15 protein-coding genes are annotated in these 15,962 nt (G+C 69.1%); 10 read left to right on the forward strand and 5 right to left on the reverse strand.

What is annotated here, in order from left to right:
• Positions 1-312 precede the first annotated feature (312 nt).
• The 7 genes from rimP to ACFXHE_RS15830 all read left to right on the forward strand — a co-directional run bounded on the left by rimP (position 313) and on the right by ACFXHE_RS15830 (position 7,514).
• Positions 313-933, forward strand: a complete 621-nt coding sequence (rimP, locus tag ACFXHE_RS15800) for a ribosome maturation factor RimP (protein ID WP_379383586.1) — start codon at positions 313-315, stop codon at positions 931-933.
• Complete coding sequence (gene nusA, locus ACFXHE_RS15805; protein WP_379383588.1) at positions 930-1,979, forward strand: transcription termination factor NusA; 1,050 nt, start codon at positions 930-932, stop codon at positions 1,977-1,979. Before rimP ends, nusA begins: the two co-directional genes overlap by 4 nt.
• Positions 1,980-2,131: 152 nt before the next feature.
• The gene (locus ACFXHE_RS15810; protein WP_354839708.1) at positions 2,132-2,437 is read left to right on the forward strand and encodes a YlxR family protein; all 306 of its coding nucleotides are present in this window, start codon (positions 2,132-2,134) and stop codon (positions 2,435-2,437) included.
• 108 nt (positions 2,438-2,545) lie between these two features.
• The gene (gene infB / locus ACFXHE_RS15815; protein ID WP_379383590.1) at positions 2,546-5,647 is read left to right on the forward strand and encodes a translation initiation factor IF-2; all 3,102 of its coding nucleotides are present in this window, start codon (positions 2,546-2,548) and stop codon (positions 5,645-5,647) included.
• 109 nt (positions 5,648-5,756) lie between these two features.
• The gene (locus tag ACFXHE_RS15820; RefSeq protein ID WP_040859602.1) at positions 5,757-6,047 is read left to right on the forward strand and encodes a DUF503 domain-containing protein; all 291 of its coding nucleotides are present in this window, start codon (positions 5,757-5,759) and stop codon (positions 6,045-6,047) included.
• Positions 6,048-6,067: 20 nt separating this feature from the next.
• Positions 6,068-6,520, forward strand: coding sequence for a 30S ribosome-binding factor RbfA (gene rbfA, locus ACFXHE_RS15825; protein WP_379383592.1), 453 nt, complete (start codon positions 6,068-6,070; stop codon positions 6,518-6,520).
• 7 nt (positions 6,521-6,527) lie between these two features.
• Positions 6,528-7,514 carry a bifunctional oligoribonuclease/PAP phosphatase NrnA gene (locus tag ACFXHE_RS15830; RefSeq protein WP_379383594.1) on the forward strand — a complete coding sequence of 329 codons (987 nt, stop codon included), beginning with the start codon at positions 6,528-6,530 and terminating at the stop codon, positions 7,512-7,514.
• An 18-nt stretch (positions 7,515-7,532) separates the two neighbouring features.
• Here ACFXHE_RS15830 and ACFXHE_RS15835 read toward each other — a convergent pair whose 3' ends face one another.
• Entirely contained in the window at positions 7,533-7,961 is a 429-nt protein-coding gene (locus ACFXHE_RS15835; protein ID WP_379383596.1) for a hypothetical protein, read from the reverse strand.
• Between the two features lie 24 nt (positions 7,962-7,985).
• On the opposite strand from ACFXHE_RS15835, the gene ACFXHE_RS15840 reads away from it, so the two are divergent.
• A complete protein-coding gene (locus ACFXHE_RS15840; protein WP_379383598.1) occupies positions 7,986-8,210 on the forward strand; it encodes a cupin domain-containing protein in 225 nt (74 codons plus the stop codon).
• A 9-nt stretch (positions 8,211-8,219) separates the two neighbouring features.
• On the opposite strand, the gene ACFXHE_RS15845 is transcribed toward ACFXHE_RS15840, so the two are convergent.
• Entirely contained in the window at positions 8,220-9,794 is a 1,575-nt protein-coding gene (locus ACFXHE_RS15845; protein ID WP_379383600.1) for a mucoidy inhibitor MuiA family protein, read from the reverse strand.
• Positions 9,795-10,195: 401 nt separating this feature from the next.
• On the opposite strand from ACFXHE_RS15845, the gene ACFXHE_RS15850 reads away from it, so the two are divergent.
• Positions 10,196-11,614, forward strand: coding sequence for an MATE family efflux transporter (locus ACFXHE_RS15850; protein WP_379383602.1), 1,419 nt, complete (start codon positions 10,196-10,198; stop codon positions 11,612-11,614).
• A gap of 64 nt (positions 11,615-11,678) precedes the next feature.
• On the opposite strand, the gene ACFXHE_RS15855 is transcribed toward ACFXHE_RS15850, so the two are convergent.
• The 3 genes from ACFXHE_RS15855 to ACFXHE_RS15865 form a co-directional block, all read right to left on the reverse strand.
• Positions 11,679-12,824, reverse strand: a complete 1,146-nt coding sequence (locus ACFXHE_RS15855; protein WP_379383604.1) for a Rieske 2Fe-2S domain-containing protein — start codon at positions 12,822-12,824, stop codon at positions 11,679-11,681.
• Between the two features lie 19 nt (positions 12,825-12,843).
• On the reverse strand, positions 12,844-13,632 hold the full coding sequence (locus tag ACFXHE_RS15860) for an SDR family NAD(P)-dependent oxidoreductase (RefSeq protein WP_379383606.1): 789 nt from the start codon (positions 13,630-13,632) through the stop codon (positions 12,844-12,846).
• A 63-nt stretch (positions 13,633-13,695) separates the two neighbouring features.
• Positions 13,696-14,220, reverse strand: coding sequence for a nucleotide exchange factor GrpE (locus ACFXHE_RS15865; RefSeq protein ID WP_379383608.1), 525 nt, complete (start codon positions 14,218-14,220; stop codon positions 13,696-13,698).
• Between the two features lie 49 nt (positions 14,221-14,269).
• On the opposite strand from ACFXHE_RS15865, the gene ACFXHE_RS15870 reads away from it, so the two are divergent.
• Positions 14,270-15,952: an Hsp70 family protein gene (locus ACFXHE_RS15870; protein ID WP_379383610.1), complete on the forward strand. Its 1,683-nt coding sequence runs from the start codon at positions 14,270-14,272 to the stop codon at positions 15,950-15,952.
• Positions 15,953-15,962 lie beyond the last annotated feature (10 nt).

A 15,962-nucleotide genomic window follows, 5' to 3' on the forward strand; every position in this document is an offset into this window, starting at 1 on the left:
GGCATACATGGTGCCAGCCGTCGCGGACAGCTTGCTGCGTGAGGGCCGTCGGATAGGCTGTGATCTGGAACGACGGGGAACCGTCATGGGCGCGTCGTGCTGGACACGCCGTCAGCACCACAGCGCCGACCATGCCGAAATCGAGCGAGTTGGCTGGTCCTTTACACTCTTTCCGCGCGTTACGCTAGACCTTCGGCACGGCATTTCGCCGAATCCTCCCTCCCGAGGGCGGAGACGGGTCTGCCGACCGTGCCCGACCAGTATCGATACCGACAACTCAACCCGTGACAACTGAACCAGGAGCCGCCCCACATGCCGATGCCGACCGAGGAAAGGGTGAGCCAGCTAGTTGCTGAGCTCGTCGAACGCCGAGGATTCGACCTCGAAGGCGTCGCGATTTCGGCTGCCGGTACAGCGCAGGCCAAGCTCAAGGTCACCGTCGATAGCGACGGGTCCCCCGACCTGGACGCGGTCGCGGAACTCAGCTCGGAGATCTCGCAGACCCTCGACGACGCCGGTGACTTCGGCGAGACCGCCTTCCTGCTCGAGATCACCACCCCCGGCATAGACCGGCCCCTCACCTCCCCGCGCCACTGGCGGCGCGCCCAGGGCCGCAAGGTGAAGATCGTGCTGCGCCCCGGCGCCGAATCCCCGGAGGAGAAGGGCAAGACCACGTTCGAGGCCCGCGTCGGCGTCCTCACCGACACCGACGTCGCCCTGGTCCTCGGCGGCAAGCGGAAGCCACACCGGGTGACGGTGCCGCTCGCCGATATCCAATCCGCCGTCGTGCAGGTGGAATTCGCTCCACCCGGTGCGGCCGAACTGGAACTCGCAGGGGGAGTAGCGCCGGGCCGTCCCCAGCCCGGTGCGCAGGAGGGATCCGAAAACGAAGCAGCAGAGTCCGATTCACTGACCGAAGGGATCGTGGAATGAACATCGAAATCGAAGCCCTGCGCGCGATTGTCGCCGACAAGGGGATCTCGATGGAGACGGTGATCTCCGCGATCGAGTCCGCCTTGCTCACCGCCTACCGGCACACCGAGGGCCACCAGCCCACCGCCCGCATCGACATCAACCAGAAGACCGGTGTCGTGCGCGTGATGGCCCGTGAGCTCGACACCGACGGCAACGTCATCTCCGAATGGGACGACACCCCCGAAGGTTTCGGCCGCATCGCCGCCACCACCGCCCGCCAGGTCGTGCTGCAGCGGCTGCGCGACGCCGAGAACGAGAAGTCCTTCGGCGAGTTCTCCACCCACGAGGGCGACATCGTCGGCGGTGTGGTGCAGCGCGACGCCCGTATGAACGCCCGCGGCACCGTCGTGGTCCGCATCGGCTCGGAAGCCCATGGCGCGGAAGGCGTCATTCCGCCCGCCGAGCAGGTGCCGGGCGAGACCTACGAGCACGGCGACCGCATCAAGTGCTACGTGGTCGGTGTCTCCCGTGGCCCGCGTGGCCCGCAGATCACCCTCTCGCGCACCCACCCCAACCTGGTGCGCCGCCTGTTCGCGCTGGAGGTCCCCGAGATCGCCGACGGCTCGGTGGAGATCGTGGCCGTGGCCCGTGAGGCCGGGCACCGCTCCAAGATCGCCGTGCGTTCGACGGTCCCCGGCGTCAATGCCAAGGGCGCCTGCATCGGCCCGATGGGCCAGCGCGTGCGCAATGTGATGAGCGAGCTGGCCGGCGAGAAGATCGACATCATCGACTACGCCGAGGACCCGGCCACCTTCGTCGGGAATGCGCTGTCGCCGTCGAAAGTTGTATCCGTCACCATCGTGGACCCCGAGGCCCGCGCCGCGCGGGTGGTGGTTCCGGACTTCCAGCTCTCTCTCGCCATCGGCAAGGAGGGCCAGAACGCCCGCCTGGCGGCCCGGCTGACCGGCTGGCGCATCGACATTCGTTCCGATGCGGCGTCCGAGGTCCAGGGTGGTGTGCGTCCCGCGGCGGCGGCCGGCGGTGGCGAGGCCCACCGGGGTTGATCTTGCCGGATCCATCCGGCCCGGTCGGTCCCGAGATTTGTGAAACAGACCCCTGGGATGACAGGTTGGTAACTTCCAAGGGGTACGGATGCGGAGATCGGGACGTGACAGCGGTAGAGTGGACGCAGGCTCAGCGCGAGTCTTCGGCTTCTCTGCGCGCCGAGCGGGTGTCAGCAAGATCGGCACCCGTCCGGACCTGCATCGGATGTCGCAGACGCGAGCTGGCCGCCGATCTGATGCGGGTCGTGGCGCAAGGGTCTGCCTCCGGGCAGGACGTTGTGGTCATTCCGGATCCGCGGCACAGACTTCCCGGAAGGGGTGCCTGGTTGCACCCCTCTTCGGCTTGTCTGAGCCAAGCAGTTCGGCGCCGAGCATTCGGCAGAGCACTACGAGTGTCCGGACATCTGGATATCTCAGCCCTGGAGCATTACGTAGAGAACAGGCACGAGCACTCATGAGCAAACCGTGAAGTCCCAGAAATGATCGGCCTTCGAAATTAGTCGAGGTCGTGCGGGCGTCCCGTCGTGAAACGGGCTGCTGCGCTCGACCTCTGAGTGAGGAGAGCAGTGGCAGGCAAGGCCCGCGTGCACGAGTTGGCTAAAGAACTCGGTGTCACGAGCAAAGAACTACTCGCGCGGCTCAAGGAGCAGGGCGAGTTCGTGAAGTCGGCGAGCTCGACGGTGGAAGCACCCGTCGCGCGCCGACTGCGGGAGTCGCTCGCACCAAAGAGCACCCCGTCCAATGGGACCGCCAAGTCGGCGACCCCCAAGCCCAGTGGTGACGGCGCCCCGCGTCCGGCCGCCAAGCCGGCCACCCCCGGTGCCGGTCCCCGTCCGGGCCCCCGCCCGGCGCCGCAGGCTCCGGCCCCCGCGCCGCAGGCTCCGGCTCCGGCTCCGCAGGTGGCTCCGGCTGCCCGCGCCGAGTCGGTCGAGGCTCCGGCTGCCCGTCCGGCAGCCCCGGGCCCGAAGCCCGCTGCTCGCGAAAACGTTGCTCCCGCAGCGGCTTCCGCGTCGGCTACCCCGTCCGCTCCGGCCCCGCAGGCCCCGCGTCCGAACGCGCCGCGTCCGGGTGCCCCGGCCCCGCGTCCGGCTCAGCAGGGCAGCGCCCCGGCCCAGCCGGGCACCCCGCGTCCGGCCGGACCCAAGCCGGGTCCGAAGGCGCCGCGGGTCGGTAACAACCCGTTCTCCTCGGCTCCGGAGCGTCCGGCGCCGCGTCCGGCTCCCCGTCCGGGCCAGCAGCAGCAGGGCGGCGCGCGTCCGGGTCAGCACCAGGGCGGTCCCCGTCCGGGTCCGGCCCAGGGTGGCCCGCGTCCCGGTCCGCAGGGCGGTCCCCGTCCGGGTCCGGGCCAGGGTGGCCCGCGTCCGGGTCCCGGTCAGAGCGGTCCGCGCCCCGGCCCGGGTCAGGGTGGTCCGCGTCCGGCCGCGGCCGGACAGGGTGGTCCCCGTCCGGGTGGCCCGCGTCCCAGCCCCGGCTCGATGCCGCCTCGGCCCAACCCGGGTGCCATGCCCGCGCGCGCTCAGCGCCCGGCCGGTCCGGGTGGCGCAGGCCGTCCGGCGCGTCCGGGTGGTCCCGGCGGCGCCGGTGGCGGTCGTCCCGGTGGCGGCGGCGGTGGCTACCGCGGCGGCGGCGCTCCCGGTGGCGGTCAGGGTGCAGGTGCCGGTGCCGGTACCGGTGGTGCTCCCGGTGGTTTCCGCGGTCGTCCCGGTGGTGGTGGCGGCGGTGGCCGTCCCGGTTCCGGTGGTGGTCGCGGCGGTGCCGCGGGTGCCTTCGGACGTCCGGGTGGTGCTCCCCGCAAGGGTCGTAAGTCGAAGCGGGCGAAGCGCGCCGAGTACGAGAACCAGCAGGCGCCCATCGCCGGTGGCGTGCGGCTGCCGCGCGGCAACGGCGAGATCGTTCGCCTCGCCCGTGGCGCGTCGCTGTCCGACTTCGCCGAGAAGATCGGCGCCAACCCGGCCTCGCTGGTGCAGGCGTTGTTCAACCTCGGTGAGATGGTCACCGCTACCCAGTCGGTGAACGAGGAGACCCTCGAGCTGCTGGGTTCGGAGATGAACTACGTCGTGCACGTGGTCTCTCCGGAGGACGAGGACCGCGAGCTGCTCGCCAACTTCGACCTCACCTACGGCGAGGACGACGGCGACGAGGCAGACCTGCAGGTCCGTCCGCCGGTCGTGACCGTCATGGGTCACGTCGACCACGGTAAGACCCGACTGCTGGACACCATCCGTAAGGCCAACGTCCGTGAGGGCGAGGCCGGCGGCATCACCCAGCACATCGGCGCCTACCAGGTGCTGGCCGAGGTCAACGGCGACGACCGTCTCATCACCTTCATCGACACCCCCGGTCACGAGGCGTTCACCGCCATGCGTGCCCGTGGTGCGAAGGCCACCGACATCGCGATCCTCGTGGTCGCGGCCGACGACGGCGTCATGCCGCAGACGGTGGAGGCCATCAACCACGCGCAGGCCGCGGACGTGCCGATCGTGGTGGCGGTCAACAAGATCGACAAGGAAGGCGCGAACCCGCAGAAGATTCGCCAGCAGCTGACCGAATACGGTCTGGTCGCCGAGGAATACGGTGGCGAGACCATGTTCGTGGACATCTCGGCGAAGCAGGGCACCAACATCGAGTCGCTGCTCGAGGCGGTCGTCCTGACCGCGGACGCGGCCCTCGACCTGCGGGCGAACCCGGACATGGACGCGCAGGGTGTGGCCATCGAGGCCCACCTCGACCGCGGCCGTGGCCCGGTGGCCACCGTCCTCGTCCAGCGCGGCACGCTGCGCGTCGGCGACTCGATCGTGGCGGGCGACGCCTACGGTCGCGTGCGCCGCATGGTCGACGAGCACGGCGACGACGTCGAGGCGGCGCTGCCGTCGCGGCCCGTCCAGGTCATCGGTTTCACCTCGGTGCCGGGCGCGGGTGACAACCTGCTCGTCGTCGAGGAAGACCGCATCGCGCGTCAGATCGCCGACCGTCGCAACGCTCGCAAGCGCAACGCCCTGGCCGCGCGCAGCCGCAAGCGGATCTCCCTGGAAGATCTGGATGCCGCTCTGAAGGAGACCTCGGAGCTGAACCTGATCCTCAAGGGCGACAACTCCGGTACCGTCGAGGCCCTCGAAGAGGCGCTGCTCGGTATCGATGTGGGCGACGAGGTGCGGCTGCGCGTCATCGACCGCGGTGTCGGTGGCGTCACCGAGACCAACGTCAACCTGGCGTCGGCGTCGAACGCGATCATCATCGGGTTCAACGTCCGGGCCGAGGGCAAGGCGACCGAGCTGGCGAACCGCGAAGGCGTGGACATTCGCTACTACTCGGTCATCTACCAGGCGATCGACGAGATCGAGAAGGCCCTCAAGGGTCTGCTCAAGCCGATCTACGAGGAGCATGAGCTGGGTCGGGCGGAGATCCGCCAGATCTTCCGGTCCTCCAAGTTCGGCAATATCGCGGGTTGCTGGGTGCTCTCGGGCTCGGTCAAGCGCAACGCCAAGGCGCGCCTGATCCGCGACAACGTGGTGGTCGCCGAGACCACCATCCAGTCGCTGCGCCGCGAGAAGGACGACGTCACCGAGGTTCGCGAAGGCTACGAGTGCGGTATGACCGTGGGCTTCAACGACATCAAGGATGGCGACATCATCGAGGCCTACGAGCTGCGGGAGAAGCCGCGCGACTAGGAAGCAGTACACGATCCCGCCGGGCCTTCGGGTCCGGCGGGGTTGTGCCCCTTCCCTTTCCGGGTAACCGTGCGCGCATTCCCCGGGGCGCGTTCATATGACTGAAAAGATGTTCTTCGGAGCGCTCGAGTTCGATATCTTGCTCGGTGATGTGCATTCACTGAAAGAGAAGCGCTCTGTCATCCGCCCCATCCTCGCCGACCTGAAGCGGTTCGAGGTGAGTGTCACCGAGGGCGGAGATCATGACCGGTATCGCCGGGCATTGCTCGGTGTGGCAATGGTCAGCTACGGCATGAATCATCTGACCGAGGTGCTGGACAAATGTGAACGGCACGTCGCCAATCGTCCGGAGTTACAGTTGCTGGCGGTACGCCGTCGCGTCTTCGGACCCGAAGACTGAAGAAGTGAGGAGGGCTCGGCATGGCTGATCAGGCTCGAGCACGCCGACTCGCGAAGCGCATCTCGTCCATCGTCGCCACGGCGATCGAATACGAGATCAAGGATCCGCGACTGCGGTTCGTCACCATTACCGACGCCAAGGTGACCGGTGATCTACGCGAGGCGACCATTTACTACACCGTCATGGGCGAAACCATCGACGCCGAACCCGATTTTGCGGAAGCCGCCGCCGGCCTGTCGAAGGCTGCCGGGATTCTGCGATCCAAGGTCGGCGCGGGCACCGGGGTGAAGTTCACCCCGACGCTGGCGTTCAAGCTCGATACCGTGCCCGACGCGGCCCGCGAGATGGAGGAGCTGCTGGCCAAGGCCCGCGCCTCCGACGCGCGCGTGGCGCAGGTGGCGGTCGGCGCGAACTACGCCGGTGAGGCGGACCCGTACAAGTCGGACGAGGACGAGGAAGACGACGAAGCCTGACCACGCCGTGACCCCCGTCGATGTCACCCCTGCCGTCGAGGTTCTCGAGGCCGCGAAATCGGTGACGATTCTCTGCCACATCCAGCCCGATGCCGATACGGTCGGCAGCGGGCTGGCCCTGGCGCAGGTGCTGCGTCGGCGCGGGGTCCCGGTCGTCGTCTCCTTTGCCGAACCGGCCGAACTGCCGGTGTCCATGCGGTCGCTGCCCGGCACGGAGTTGCTGGTCCGCGCCGACCAGGTGCCGCGCGAGGTCGATGTCCTGGTGTCCGTGGACTGCGGCAGTGCCGGACGGCTCGGCTCGCTGCGTGACCGATTGGACAGCGCCGCAACGACTTTGGTCATCGACCACCACCGGTCCAATACCCGCTTCGGTCAGGTCAATGTGGTGGACGAGGCCGCCGAATCCACCGCGGGCGTCATCGCCCGCATCCTGGAGGCGTGGGGCGAGCCCATCGATCGCGATATCGCGCACTGCCTCTACGCCGGATTGGTCACCGACACCGGCTCTTTCAAATGGGTGCGCCCCGGCTCCCACACCCTGGCCGAACGCCTCCTGGCCACCGGCATCGACGGCGCGGCCATCACCCGCACCCTGATGGACACCCATCCTTTCGCCTGGCTCCCCATGCTGTCCCGAGTGCTGGCCTCCGCCCAGCTGATTCCGGATGCCGCCGCCGGCGCGGGCCTGGTCTATGCGGTCGTCCACCGCGAGGACACCGGGGCCGTCCGCTCCGAAGAGGTCGAGAGCATCATCGACCTCATCCGCACCACCGCCGAAGCCCAGGTCGCCGCGGTCTTCAAGGAATCCCGCACCGACCCGGACCACTGGACGGTCTCACTGCGCTCACACGACGCCGCCGACGGCTCACCCGGCCTGGACGTCGCCCGCGTCGCCACCGCCCTCGGCGGCGGCGGACACCGCTATGCCGCAGGCTATTCCACCACCGGCCAGGCCCCGGACCTGCTGGCGAACCTCCTCCGCGAACTCGGCTGACCCGGGTCCCGGTGTCCCTCAGTTCAATTCGTCACCGAGGTCCGTGGTCGACCCGCCGATGCCGCGCAGGGTGATGTAGGCGGACAACGCGCCCATGACGGCGACGCCCGCCCACATGGCCTGCTGCCATCCGTCGACGAAGGACTGCCGGGCGGCGTGGATCAGGTCCGGTGCGTGCGTGCCGGTGCTGCCCGCGACTTCGACGGCGTTGGCGATGCCTTCGCGGGCGGTGTCGGCGAGCGGCCCGGAGATGTTGTGCAGGCGATCGTCGATGGCGCCGCGGTATCCGGCGGACAGCAGTGCGCCCAGCAGGGCGACGCCGAGGGCGGTGCCGAACTCGCGGGTGACGTCATTGAGCGCGGAGGCGACGCCCTGCTGCTCGCGCGGCAGGGAACCGGTGATGGCCCCGGTGGCCGGCGTCATCGACAGGCCCATACCGATACCCATGGCGCGCCGGACAACCCTGCTCGCATGCGCGCGCACCCGGGCCGGGAATGGCTCGTCGTCCTGTCCGGCACCGCGATCCTCATGCTCGGCAACCGCCGCTTCCGCGTCGAGACCGACCAGGCGGCCGAACTCCCCACGATGATGCCGCACGCCATCGGCGCCGTGGGTAAACCGTGCGAGATCCTCGGGATCTTCGACCGCGCCGCCCACCGCGGGCACCGGCCGGACGACAATGACGCCGCCGGGTGATCGGCCGGGTCAGTCCGGCAGGCCGAAAATGGTGACGCCTTTGGGGGCTTCGACTCGGTAGCCGAGGGTGATGACCGTCCGGTCCTGCGGCTCGAGGTCGCGTTTCCAGGTGAGGATGCCGAGGTCGTCGCGCTCGGTCGGGGGCGGTTTCAGGACCGTGTCGCGGACGGTGACAGTGGCGTCGCGGGCGACCGGCAGGCGGTCGAGGACAGTCACGGTGGTGGGGCGGGCGCCGTGGTTGGTGACGGTGATCGTGTACTCCATTTCGACGCGGCGGGCCGAGCCGAGGGGCGCCTTGGAGGCATTGCGGCGCACCAGTTCTCGTTCGACGCGGATGCGATCGTCCACGCCGAGGGCGAGTTCGCGTTCCTCGCCGGGGGCCCAGAGGTCGAGATCGGTGGCGCCGACGTATTCGGTGTCGTTGAACAGGGACGCGCGGCCCTTGGGGAAGGTGTGCTCGGAGGTGTTGCGCGCGGTGGCGCGCAGGATCGCCTCGGGTGCTCGGATCGGCGCGGTCACGTGATCCAGATCGGCCTCGAGGTCGAGGGCGATGATCAGCGTGCGGTGTTCGGTGCCGTCGGCGGCGATGGCGACCGGGCGCTGCGGGGAGTACGTCGCGGCGGTGGCCCCGTGCTCGACGGTCGTGACCGCTTCTCGGACCGGGGGCGGCGGCGGTGGCGGTGGCGGGAGCGCACCGGCGGGCGCGGGCGCGGCCGGGGCGAGCATGGGGTTCGCGCCGTCGGGGTCCCCGGTCCGGGAAGCGCGCCGCCTGGCCATGAGTTTCGGCTCGGGTGGCGTGGTGCTGAGGTACCAGGGGTCCAGTTCGGGCACGTCGAGGGCGACCGCCGGGCGGGCGGTCGACAATTCGAGGCGGCATTCGGGCCAATCCTCGCCGGTCTGCTGGCGCACCAGTCCGAACCAGCGCAGGCTCAGGCCCCTGTCGTCGAGGCGCAGATCGTAGGTGCTGGTCCAGCGCGCGCCGGGCACCACATAGGACAGTTCCAGTTCGGCGGTGGCCGGTTGGGCGGCGTCGACGGTGATGACCGCGGCCCGGATGTCGGGGCGGTTCTTGCGGCCCAGGTCCGCCAGCCGCCGCTCGATCGCCCGCTTGTCCAGAATGTGGTTCTGCCGCAGGCGTTCTCGGTTGCGGCGTCCGGCATGCACGGCCCCGTATTGCGCCTCGAGACTGTCGCCGAAGGCGATGACCCGCTCGTCGGTCGTCTTGGCCAGGTGCCCGGCGGACTTGCGGACCAGGCGCTGCAGGAATTCGATGCGGGCGTCGGCGGCGCGGTCGGCGTCGGCGAGTTCGGCCAGCACGGCATCCAGTTCGTTTCTGCGTGAGGTGAGCTCGGCGATCTGTTCGTCGTCCGGCTCGGGCTGCCGTTCGGTGATGATGTCCACCCCCAGGACCGTCACGTCGCCCCGGCCCGCGACGCGGATCGAGTCGCGCAGCAGTTCCAGCGGCAGCGGTGACACGCGGATGCGATGTTCGCCCGCGTCCAGTGTCGCCTTGCCGGACCGGGTGACTCGGGCCCGATCCGGATAGACCGTCACCGCCGCGATTGTTGTCTCGAGATCCACCATGCCGCCCAGCCTGCCCGAGGAGCCGTCGCGAGGCGACCGGAATACGCGCGGCGATACGACCGTGCCGGGGGAGGGGCACCGCGAATAGCTTTCTGCCGGAGCGGAATTCGCAGGTGCGAGTTGTCCGGGGTGGCCGAGCGAGTTGTCCGGGGTCGCCGTGGAATTGGTGGCGAACCTGGTCCGCTGACTCAGCCGAAGCCGATCGGCGAGAACGCCGCTGGTGAGTTGGATGCGGACACGGACATATATTTGCTTGGCTATAGATTTCGATCGGTGGCCGGCGGCACGGTCTCGCTGCTTGCGGGATCTGGAAAAGCGGTGGTGACAGGCGGATCGGCGGGTTCGACGGTGGGGTGGCGGCGCGGTGCGGCTGGGTCGGGGTGGTGTGGGATGGTGGGCGGATGAGCAGTGCCGGCGTGGTGGATGGTGGCGGGGAGGACCCGGCATTCGTGGTCGCGTCGGCGGAGGACGCGGCGGCGGTGCGGGGCGCTGAGGCTGCGGCGGCCGGGCCGCGGCGGATTCTCGGGATCGCGGTGCCGACGCTGGGGGTGCTGGTCGCTGAGCCGATTTATCTGCTGTTCGATATGGCCGTGGTGGGGCGGCTGGGGGCCTTGGCGTTGGCCGGGCTGGCTGTCGGGGGATTGTTACTGGCGCAGGTCGGTTCGCAGTTGACGTTCTTGAGTTATGGGACGACGGCCCGGGCTGCGCGGCGGCATGGGGCGGGGGACGAGCGGGCGGCTGTTGTCGAGGGGGTGCAGGCCAGCTGGATCGCGGTGGGGGCGGGGTTGGCGATCGTGCTGGTGGTGCAGATCTTCGCGGGGCCGATCACGCGGGCCATCGCGGGTGGGGATGACATCGCACGGGCGGCGGAGTCGTGGGTGCGGATCGCGTTGTTCGGGGTGCCGCTGATCCTGTTGTCGATGGCGGGGAACGGATGGATGCGTGGGGTGCAGCAGACTCGGCGGCCGCTGATGTATGTGGTTGCGGGGCTGGTGGTTTCGGGGGTGCTGTGCCCGACGCTGGTGCACGGGCTGCTGGGGGCGCCGCGGATGGAGCTGGCGGGGTCGGCGGTCGCGAATCTGGTGGGGCAGTCGATTTCCGGTGCGCTGTTCGTGAGTGCGCTGTGGCGGGCGAAGGTGCCGCTCGCACCGCATCTCGAGATCATGAAGGCGCAGCTGGTGCTGGGGCGGGATCTGATCGTGCGGAGCCTGGCGTTCCAGGCGTCGTTCGTGTCGGCGGCGGCGGTGGCTTCGCGGTTCGGGGCGGCATCGGTGGCGGCGCATCAGCTGGTACTGCAGATCTGGAATTTCCTTGCGCTGACCCTGGATTCGCTGGCGATCGCGGCGCAGACCCTGGTGGGCGCGGCGCTCGGGGCCGGAAACGCGCGCGGCGCACAGGGTCTGGCGCGGCGGATCACCGGCTGGTCCACGGTCTTCTCGGTGCTGCTGGCGGCGGTGTTCGCGGCCGGATACTCGGTGATCCCGCGCTTGTTCACCGATGATCCGTCGGTGCTGGATCGCACCCACGTGGTGTGGTGGTTCTTCGTCGCCATGATCCCGGTGGCGGGCGTGGTGTTCGCGCTCGACGGCGTGCTGCTCGGCGCCGGCGATGCCGCGTTCCTGCGCAATGCCACGCTGGGGTCGGCGCTGCTGGGGTTCCTGCCGATGATCTGGCTGTCGCTGGCCTACGACTGGGGGATCGGCGGAATCTGGACCGGGCTGGTCGCTTTCATGCTGCTGCGCTTGGTCGCCGTCAGCTGGCGGGCGCTGTCCGGGCGCTGGGCGCGGGTCGGGGCCGAGGTGCCGCGCCGCGCCGCCTAGGAGAAATGCGTTCGGCGGCAGCGGGATCGGCGGCCGAGGCGGAGTGCCCCGGCCACCCCCGGAGCTAGTCGGCCGCGCCGTTCGCCTGGGCGGCGGCCTGCCTTGCGAGGTTCTCGGCGACCTCGGCCTGCCAATTCTCGTTGGCGTGCGTGGTGTCGACCTCGTATTCGAACCGGTCGGTCATCTCCGGCTTCACGTCGGCGACATCGACATAGAACTGCTCGTACCACCGCCGATGCTGGTAGACCGGCCCGTCCTCCTGCGTCAGCAGCGGATTGTCGATGCGGGTCTTGTGTTTCCAGATCTCCACGTCCTGCAGGAATCCGACGCCGAAGCTCTTGCCGAACGCCTTGGCCAGCTTCTCCGACTTCTCCGGCGGCAGGCCCTTGATGCGCTGCACGCTCACACCCCACTGCAGGACGAAGGAATTGTGCGTCACCGGGTAGTGGCAGTTGATGAGCACCACCTCGACGGTGTTGTCGCCGAAATCGTTGTGCAGGGTGTTGATCATGTAGGACGGCCCGTAATACGAAGCCTCCGAACGCAACAGCGACATCTCCTGCGAGTAGTTCGACTTCGCGTGCACGTCCGGCCGCCCCTTGGAGTGCAGGAACTGCGTCGCGACGTGCCCTTCGAACACATTCTTGAAGTACACCGGGTACGCGTAGTGGATGTAGAAGAAGTGCGCCATATCGACGTTGTTGTCGATGATTTCGCGGCAGTGCGCACCCTCGATGAGCAGGGTGTTCCAGTCCCAGTCGCTCCACTCGTCGGTGTCGATGCCCTCGATGTGCGGGATGGCGACCTCGGGTGGCGGCGAATTGCCCTCGGGATCGTTCCACACGAAGAACTGCCCGTTCTCCTCGCAGGTGATCCAGGATCTGGTGCGCGCCAATGGCGGAACGCGGCGGGCATAGGGAATGGCGGCGCATTTACCGTCGCCGCGCCAGCGCCAATCGTGGAAGGGGCAGGCGATATTGTCGTCCTTGACGCTGCCGTAGGCGAGGTCCGCGCCCATGTGCCGGCAGTACCCGTCCAGGGCGTGCAGCTCGCCCCTGCTGTCGGACCAGATCACAAGTTTGGTGCCGAAGGCGTTGACCGAGTGGGGTTTTCCGTCCCGGAAGCTCTCGGCCAGCCCGAGACAGTGCCAGCCCCGGGCGAATCGGGTCATCGGCTCGCCGACATCGATGCTGCGATAGTGCTGTTTCATGGGCGTCCTCCGTGCTGATTCATGTGCGTCCTCCGCGATTGATGATCGGCGCCATCACGTCGGGCAGGAGCCGGTTGAGCCCGATGATGAGGCGGTTGTAGGCGGGAAAACTGATGTACTGCTTGTTCTTCGCGACGCCGTCGAGAATCGCGTCGGCGGCGGCGAGCGGCTTCACCTTGGCGAAGGGCAGCTTGTCGATGGAGGCGCGATAGTCGTAGCCGGGCAGGTTCACGGCACTGTCGAAGATGCCGGTGTCGACCACACCCGGCAGCACCACGCTGACCTTGATGCCGTGTGCGGCGGCCTCGGCGCGCAGCGCGGTGCTCAGGCCGACCACGGCGTGCTTGGTGGCGGTGTACGCGACCGATCGCGCCACCGGCAGGACGCCCGCGCTGCTGGCGGTATTGACGATGTGCCCGCCGCCCTGGTCGAGCATGCGCGCGTAGGCGAGCTGGGTGCCGTGCACGACGCCCCAGAAGTTGACGTCGACGATCTGGTTCCAGGCGATGTCGGTCATCTTGGCGAAATCGCCGCCGACCACGATGCCGGCATTGTTGAACATGAAGTCGAGCCGCCCGTGCTCGGCGACAGCGCGCTCGACCACGTCGGCGAGGGCCTCGCGGTCGGTGACGTCGGCGACCATGGTGATGAGGTCGCCGGCGCTGCTCGCGGCCAGGGAGTCCAGGCCCGCCACCGCGCGGTCGACGGCATAGACGCACGCGCCGCGCTGCAGCAACCGGGTCACGAGCGCTCTCCCCATGCCGGAGGCGGCACCCGTGACGATCGCGGTGGCGGCGGAATAGGTCATGAGCCCGAGATTAAGCACTTGTGCTTACTGGAACAAGTGTCAGTTTCGGGCGGTGGGGGGCGGTCAGGCCCTGCGATACCGGCGCACAACGACTTTCGCGGGCCGGATGGACCGATCTCCTATCGTCAGCCCCGGCTGGATGACCGACTCCACGGTCCGGTCGGCGGCCGGATCGTCGGTGTCGGTGAGCTCGGCGGCCTCCATGGTGTCCGGATCGAATTCCGTGCCCCGGAACGGCGTCACCAGCTCACCACCCCGCTCGGCCAGCATGCGCTCGACCCGGCGGCTCATGGTCTCGAAGCCCTGGCGGTCCGGCTCCGAATCGGTGGTGGAGGCGAAGGTCTGGGCCAGGCCGTGCAGGGCGAACAGGTCGCGGATCAGGGGAGCGTCGGCTTCGGCGCGCTCGTCGCGGATCTTCAGTTTCGCCTCGTCGGCCAGTCGCTCGATGGTGGCGGCCTGCCGGGCGATGACGCGGGCCAGGTCGTCGATGCGCTCGGTGATGCGGTCGAACGTCGTGGCCGGTAGGTCTGTCGGGGCGGGCACTGCGGGCAGGGCCGGGAGGGTGGCCGCCGGGGCTGGATCGGTCATGCTCGAACGATAGACCCGGTAGTCGGTCCCGGCTGCTACCATCGCCGTCGTGGGGGTCTATGGAATCGATCTGGGCACAACGAATTCGGCAATTGCGACAATTGACGCAGACGGCCGGCCGGAGGTGCTGATCGGGCTCAATGGGGAACCGACTGTCCCGTCTGTCGTCTTGTTCGCCTCCGCCACCGACCATGTGGTGGGGGAGGGCGCGCGCCGGCAGGCCCGCCTCGATCCCGATCACGTGTGCACGCTGGTGAAACGCCGCATGGGAGACGCGGAGTGGCGGTTCGGCGCGCACAGGCAGCTGTGGTCGGCGCCCGCGGTCTCGTCCCTCATTCTGAAAAGCCTTGCCGCCGATGCCGAATTCGCGGGCGGCGAACCGGTGCGGCGGGTGGTGATCACGGTGCCCGCCTACTTCGGCGACGAGGAGCGCCGGGCCACCATCCAGGCCGGCACCTACGCCGGATTCGAGGTGGCGGGCGTGCTGTCCGAGCCCATCGCGGCGGCGCTGTCCTACGGTTTCGGGCGGCTGGACGGCGGCATCGAGATCGGCGCGTCGCCGGCGCGCGAAACGGTGCTGGTCTACGACCTCGGGGGCGGCACCTTCGACGCCACCGTCATCGAACTCGCCGACCGGCGCATCTCGGTGCTGGCCGTGGAGGGCGATCATCAGCTCGGCGGCGCGGACTGGGACGAGCGGCTGGCGCTGCACCTGTCCCAGCGGTTCTGCGCCGCCAATCCGGATGCCGAAGACCCCCTGGACGATTCGGTCGGCTCGCAGCTGCTGGTGCTGGCGGCCGAGCAGGCCAAACGCGAGCTCACCACCGCCGACAGCACCGAGGTGGTGATCGCGCACGACGGCGCGCGGGCGGTGATCCCGCTGACCCGTGACGAGCTCGAGGCCATGACCGCCTCGCTCATGCGGCGCACGGTGGATCTCACCAAGGCGGTGCTGGCCGCGGCCGGGCAGCGCGGGGTCCGGCAGGTGGATCGGCTGCTGCTGGTGGGCGGCTCGTCGCGGATGCCGATGGTGGCCGAGCAGCTGCACAAGGAATTCGGGCTGACCGGTGAGCTGCGCGATCCGGATCTGTCGGTGGCGCGCGGGGCCGCGCTCTACGGCGAGAAGCTGGAGATGGAGCGGCTGGTGGCCGCGGACCTGGTGACCCGTGGGCGACTACGCGACGGCGCCGGGCTGCGCGAGGCGGATCCCGGTGATCTGGAGGCCTCGCTGGCGCGGGTGGCCGATTCGTTCGGGCAGCCGGTGAGCCTGGTGCGCCGCATGATCGAGATCCAGGTGGACACGGTGGTGTCGCGCGGATTCGGGGTGCTGGCGCTGGATCCGTTCAACGGGCTGGCGGCCAGCTGGCTGGTGCATCGCAATCAGACCCTGCCCATTCGCGTGCGGCGGTCCTACGGGACGGTGCGCGCGGACCAGGACCAGATCGAGCTGACCATCGTGGAGCAGCAGGGGCAGGCGGCGTCGACCCGGCCCGAGGACACGAAGGTGTTGGTGGAGGGCAGGATTCGGGACATTCCACCCGGGTATCCGGAGGGTAGTGAAGTCCGGGTGACCTTCGAGATGGGATTCGACGGCGTGCTGCACGTGACCGCCTACCATGTGGATGCCGATCTGCCGCTGACGCTTTCGGTGCAGACCGGGGCCACCCTGTCGCAGGCCGATGTCGAGCGCGAACTGGATCAGTTGCAGCGCACCCGCCGCCGCAACTCCTGACCGGTATACG

Origin of the sequence: Nocardia sp. NPDC059229 (assembly GCF_042754165.1) — a bacterium.
Lineage (GTDB): Bacteria > Actinomycetota > Actinomycetes > Mycobacteriales > Mycobacteriaceae > Nocardia.

Excerpts from the sequence above, each read along its gene's own strand:
- rimP (WP_379383586.1), top strand. The coding sequence starts at position 313 with ATGCCGATGCCGACCGAGGAAAGGGTGAGCCAGCTAGTTGCTGAGCTC.
- nusA (WP_379383588.1), top strand. The coding sequence starts at position 930 with ATGAACATCGAAATCGAAGCCCTGCGCGCGATTGTCGCCGACAAGGGG.
- ACFXHE_RS15820 (WP_040859602.1), top strand. The coding sequence starts at position 5,757 with ATGTTCTTCGGAGCGCTCGAGTTCGATATCTTGCTCGGTGATGTGCAT.
- rbfA (WP_379383592.1), top strand. The coding sequence starts at position 6,068 with ATGGCTGATCAGGCTCGAGCACGCCGACTCGCGAAGCGCATCTCGTCC.
- ACFXHE_RS15835 (WP_379383596.1), bottom strand. The coding sequence starts at position 7,961 with ATGGGTATCGGTATGGGCCTGTCGATGACGCCGGCCACCGGGGCCATC.
- ACFXHE_RS15840 (WP_379383598.1), top strand. The coding sequence starts at position 7,986 with ATGCGCGCGCACCCGGGCCGGGAATGGCTCGTCGTCCTGTCCGGCACC.
- ACFXHE_RS15845 (WP_379383600.1), bottom strand. The coding sequence starts at position 9,794 with ATGGTGGATCTCGAGACAACAATCGCGGCGGTGACGGTCTATCCGGAT.
- ACFXHE_RS15850 (WP_379383602.1), top strand. The coding sequence starts at position 10,196 with ATGAGCAGTGCCGGCGTGGTGGATGGTGGCGGGGAGGACCCGGCATTC.
- ACFXHE_RS15855 (WP_379383604.1), bottom strand. The coding sequence starts at position 12,824 with ATGAAACAGCACTATCGCAGCATCGATGTCGGCGAGCCGATGACCCGA.
- ACFXHE_RS15860 (WP_379383606.1), bottom strand. The coding sequence starts at position 13,632 with ATGACCTATTCCGCCGCCACCGCGATCGTCACGGGTGCCGCCTCCGGC.
- ACFXHE_RS15865 (WP_379383608.1), bottom strand. The coding sequence starts at position 14,220 with ATGACCGATCCAGCCCCGGCGGCCACCCTCCCGGCCCTGCCCGCAGTG.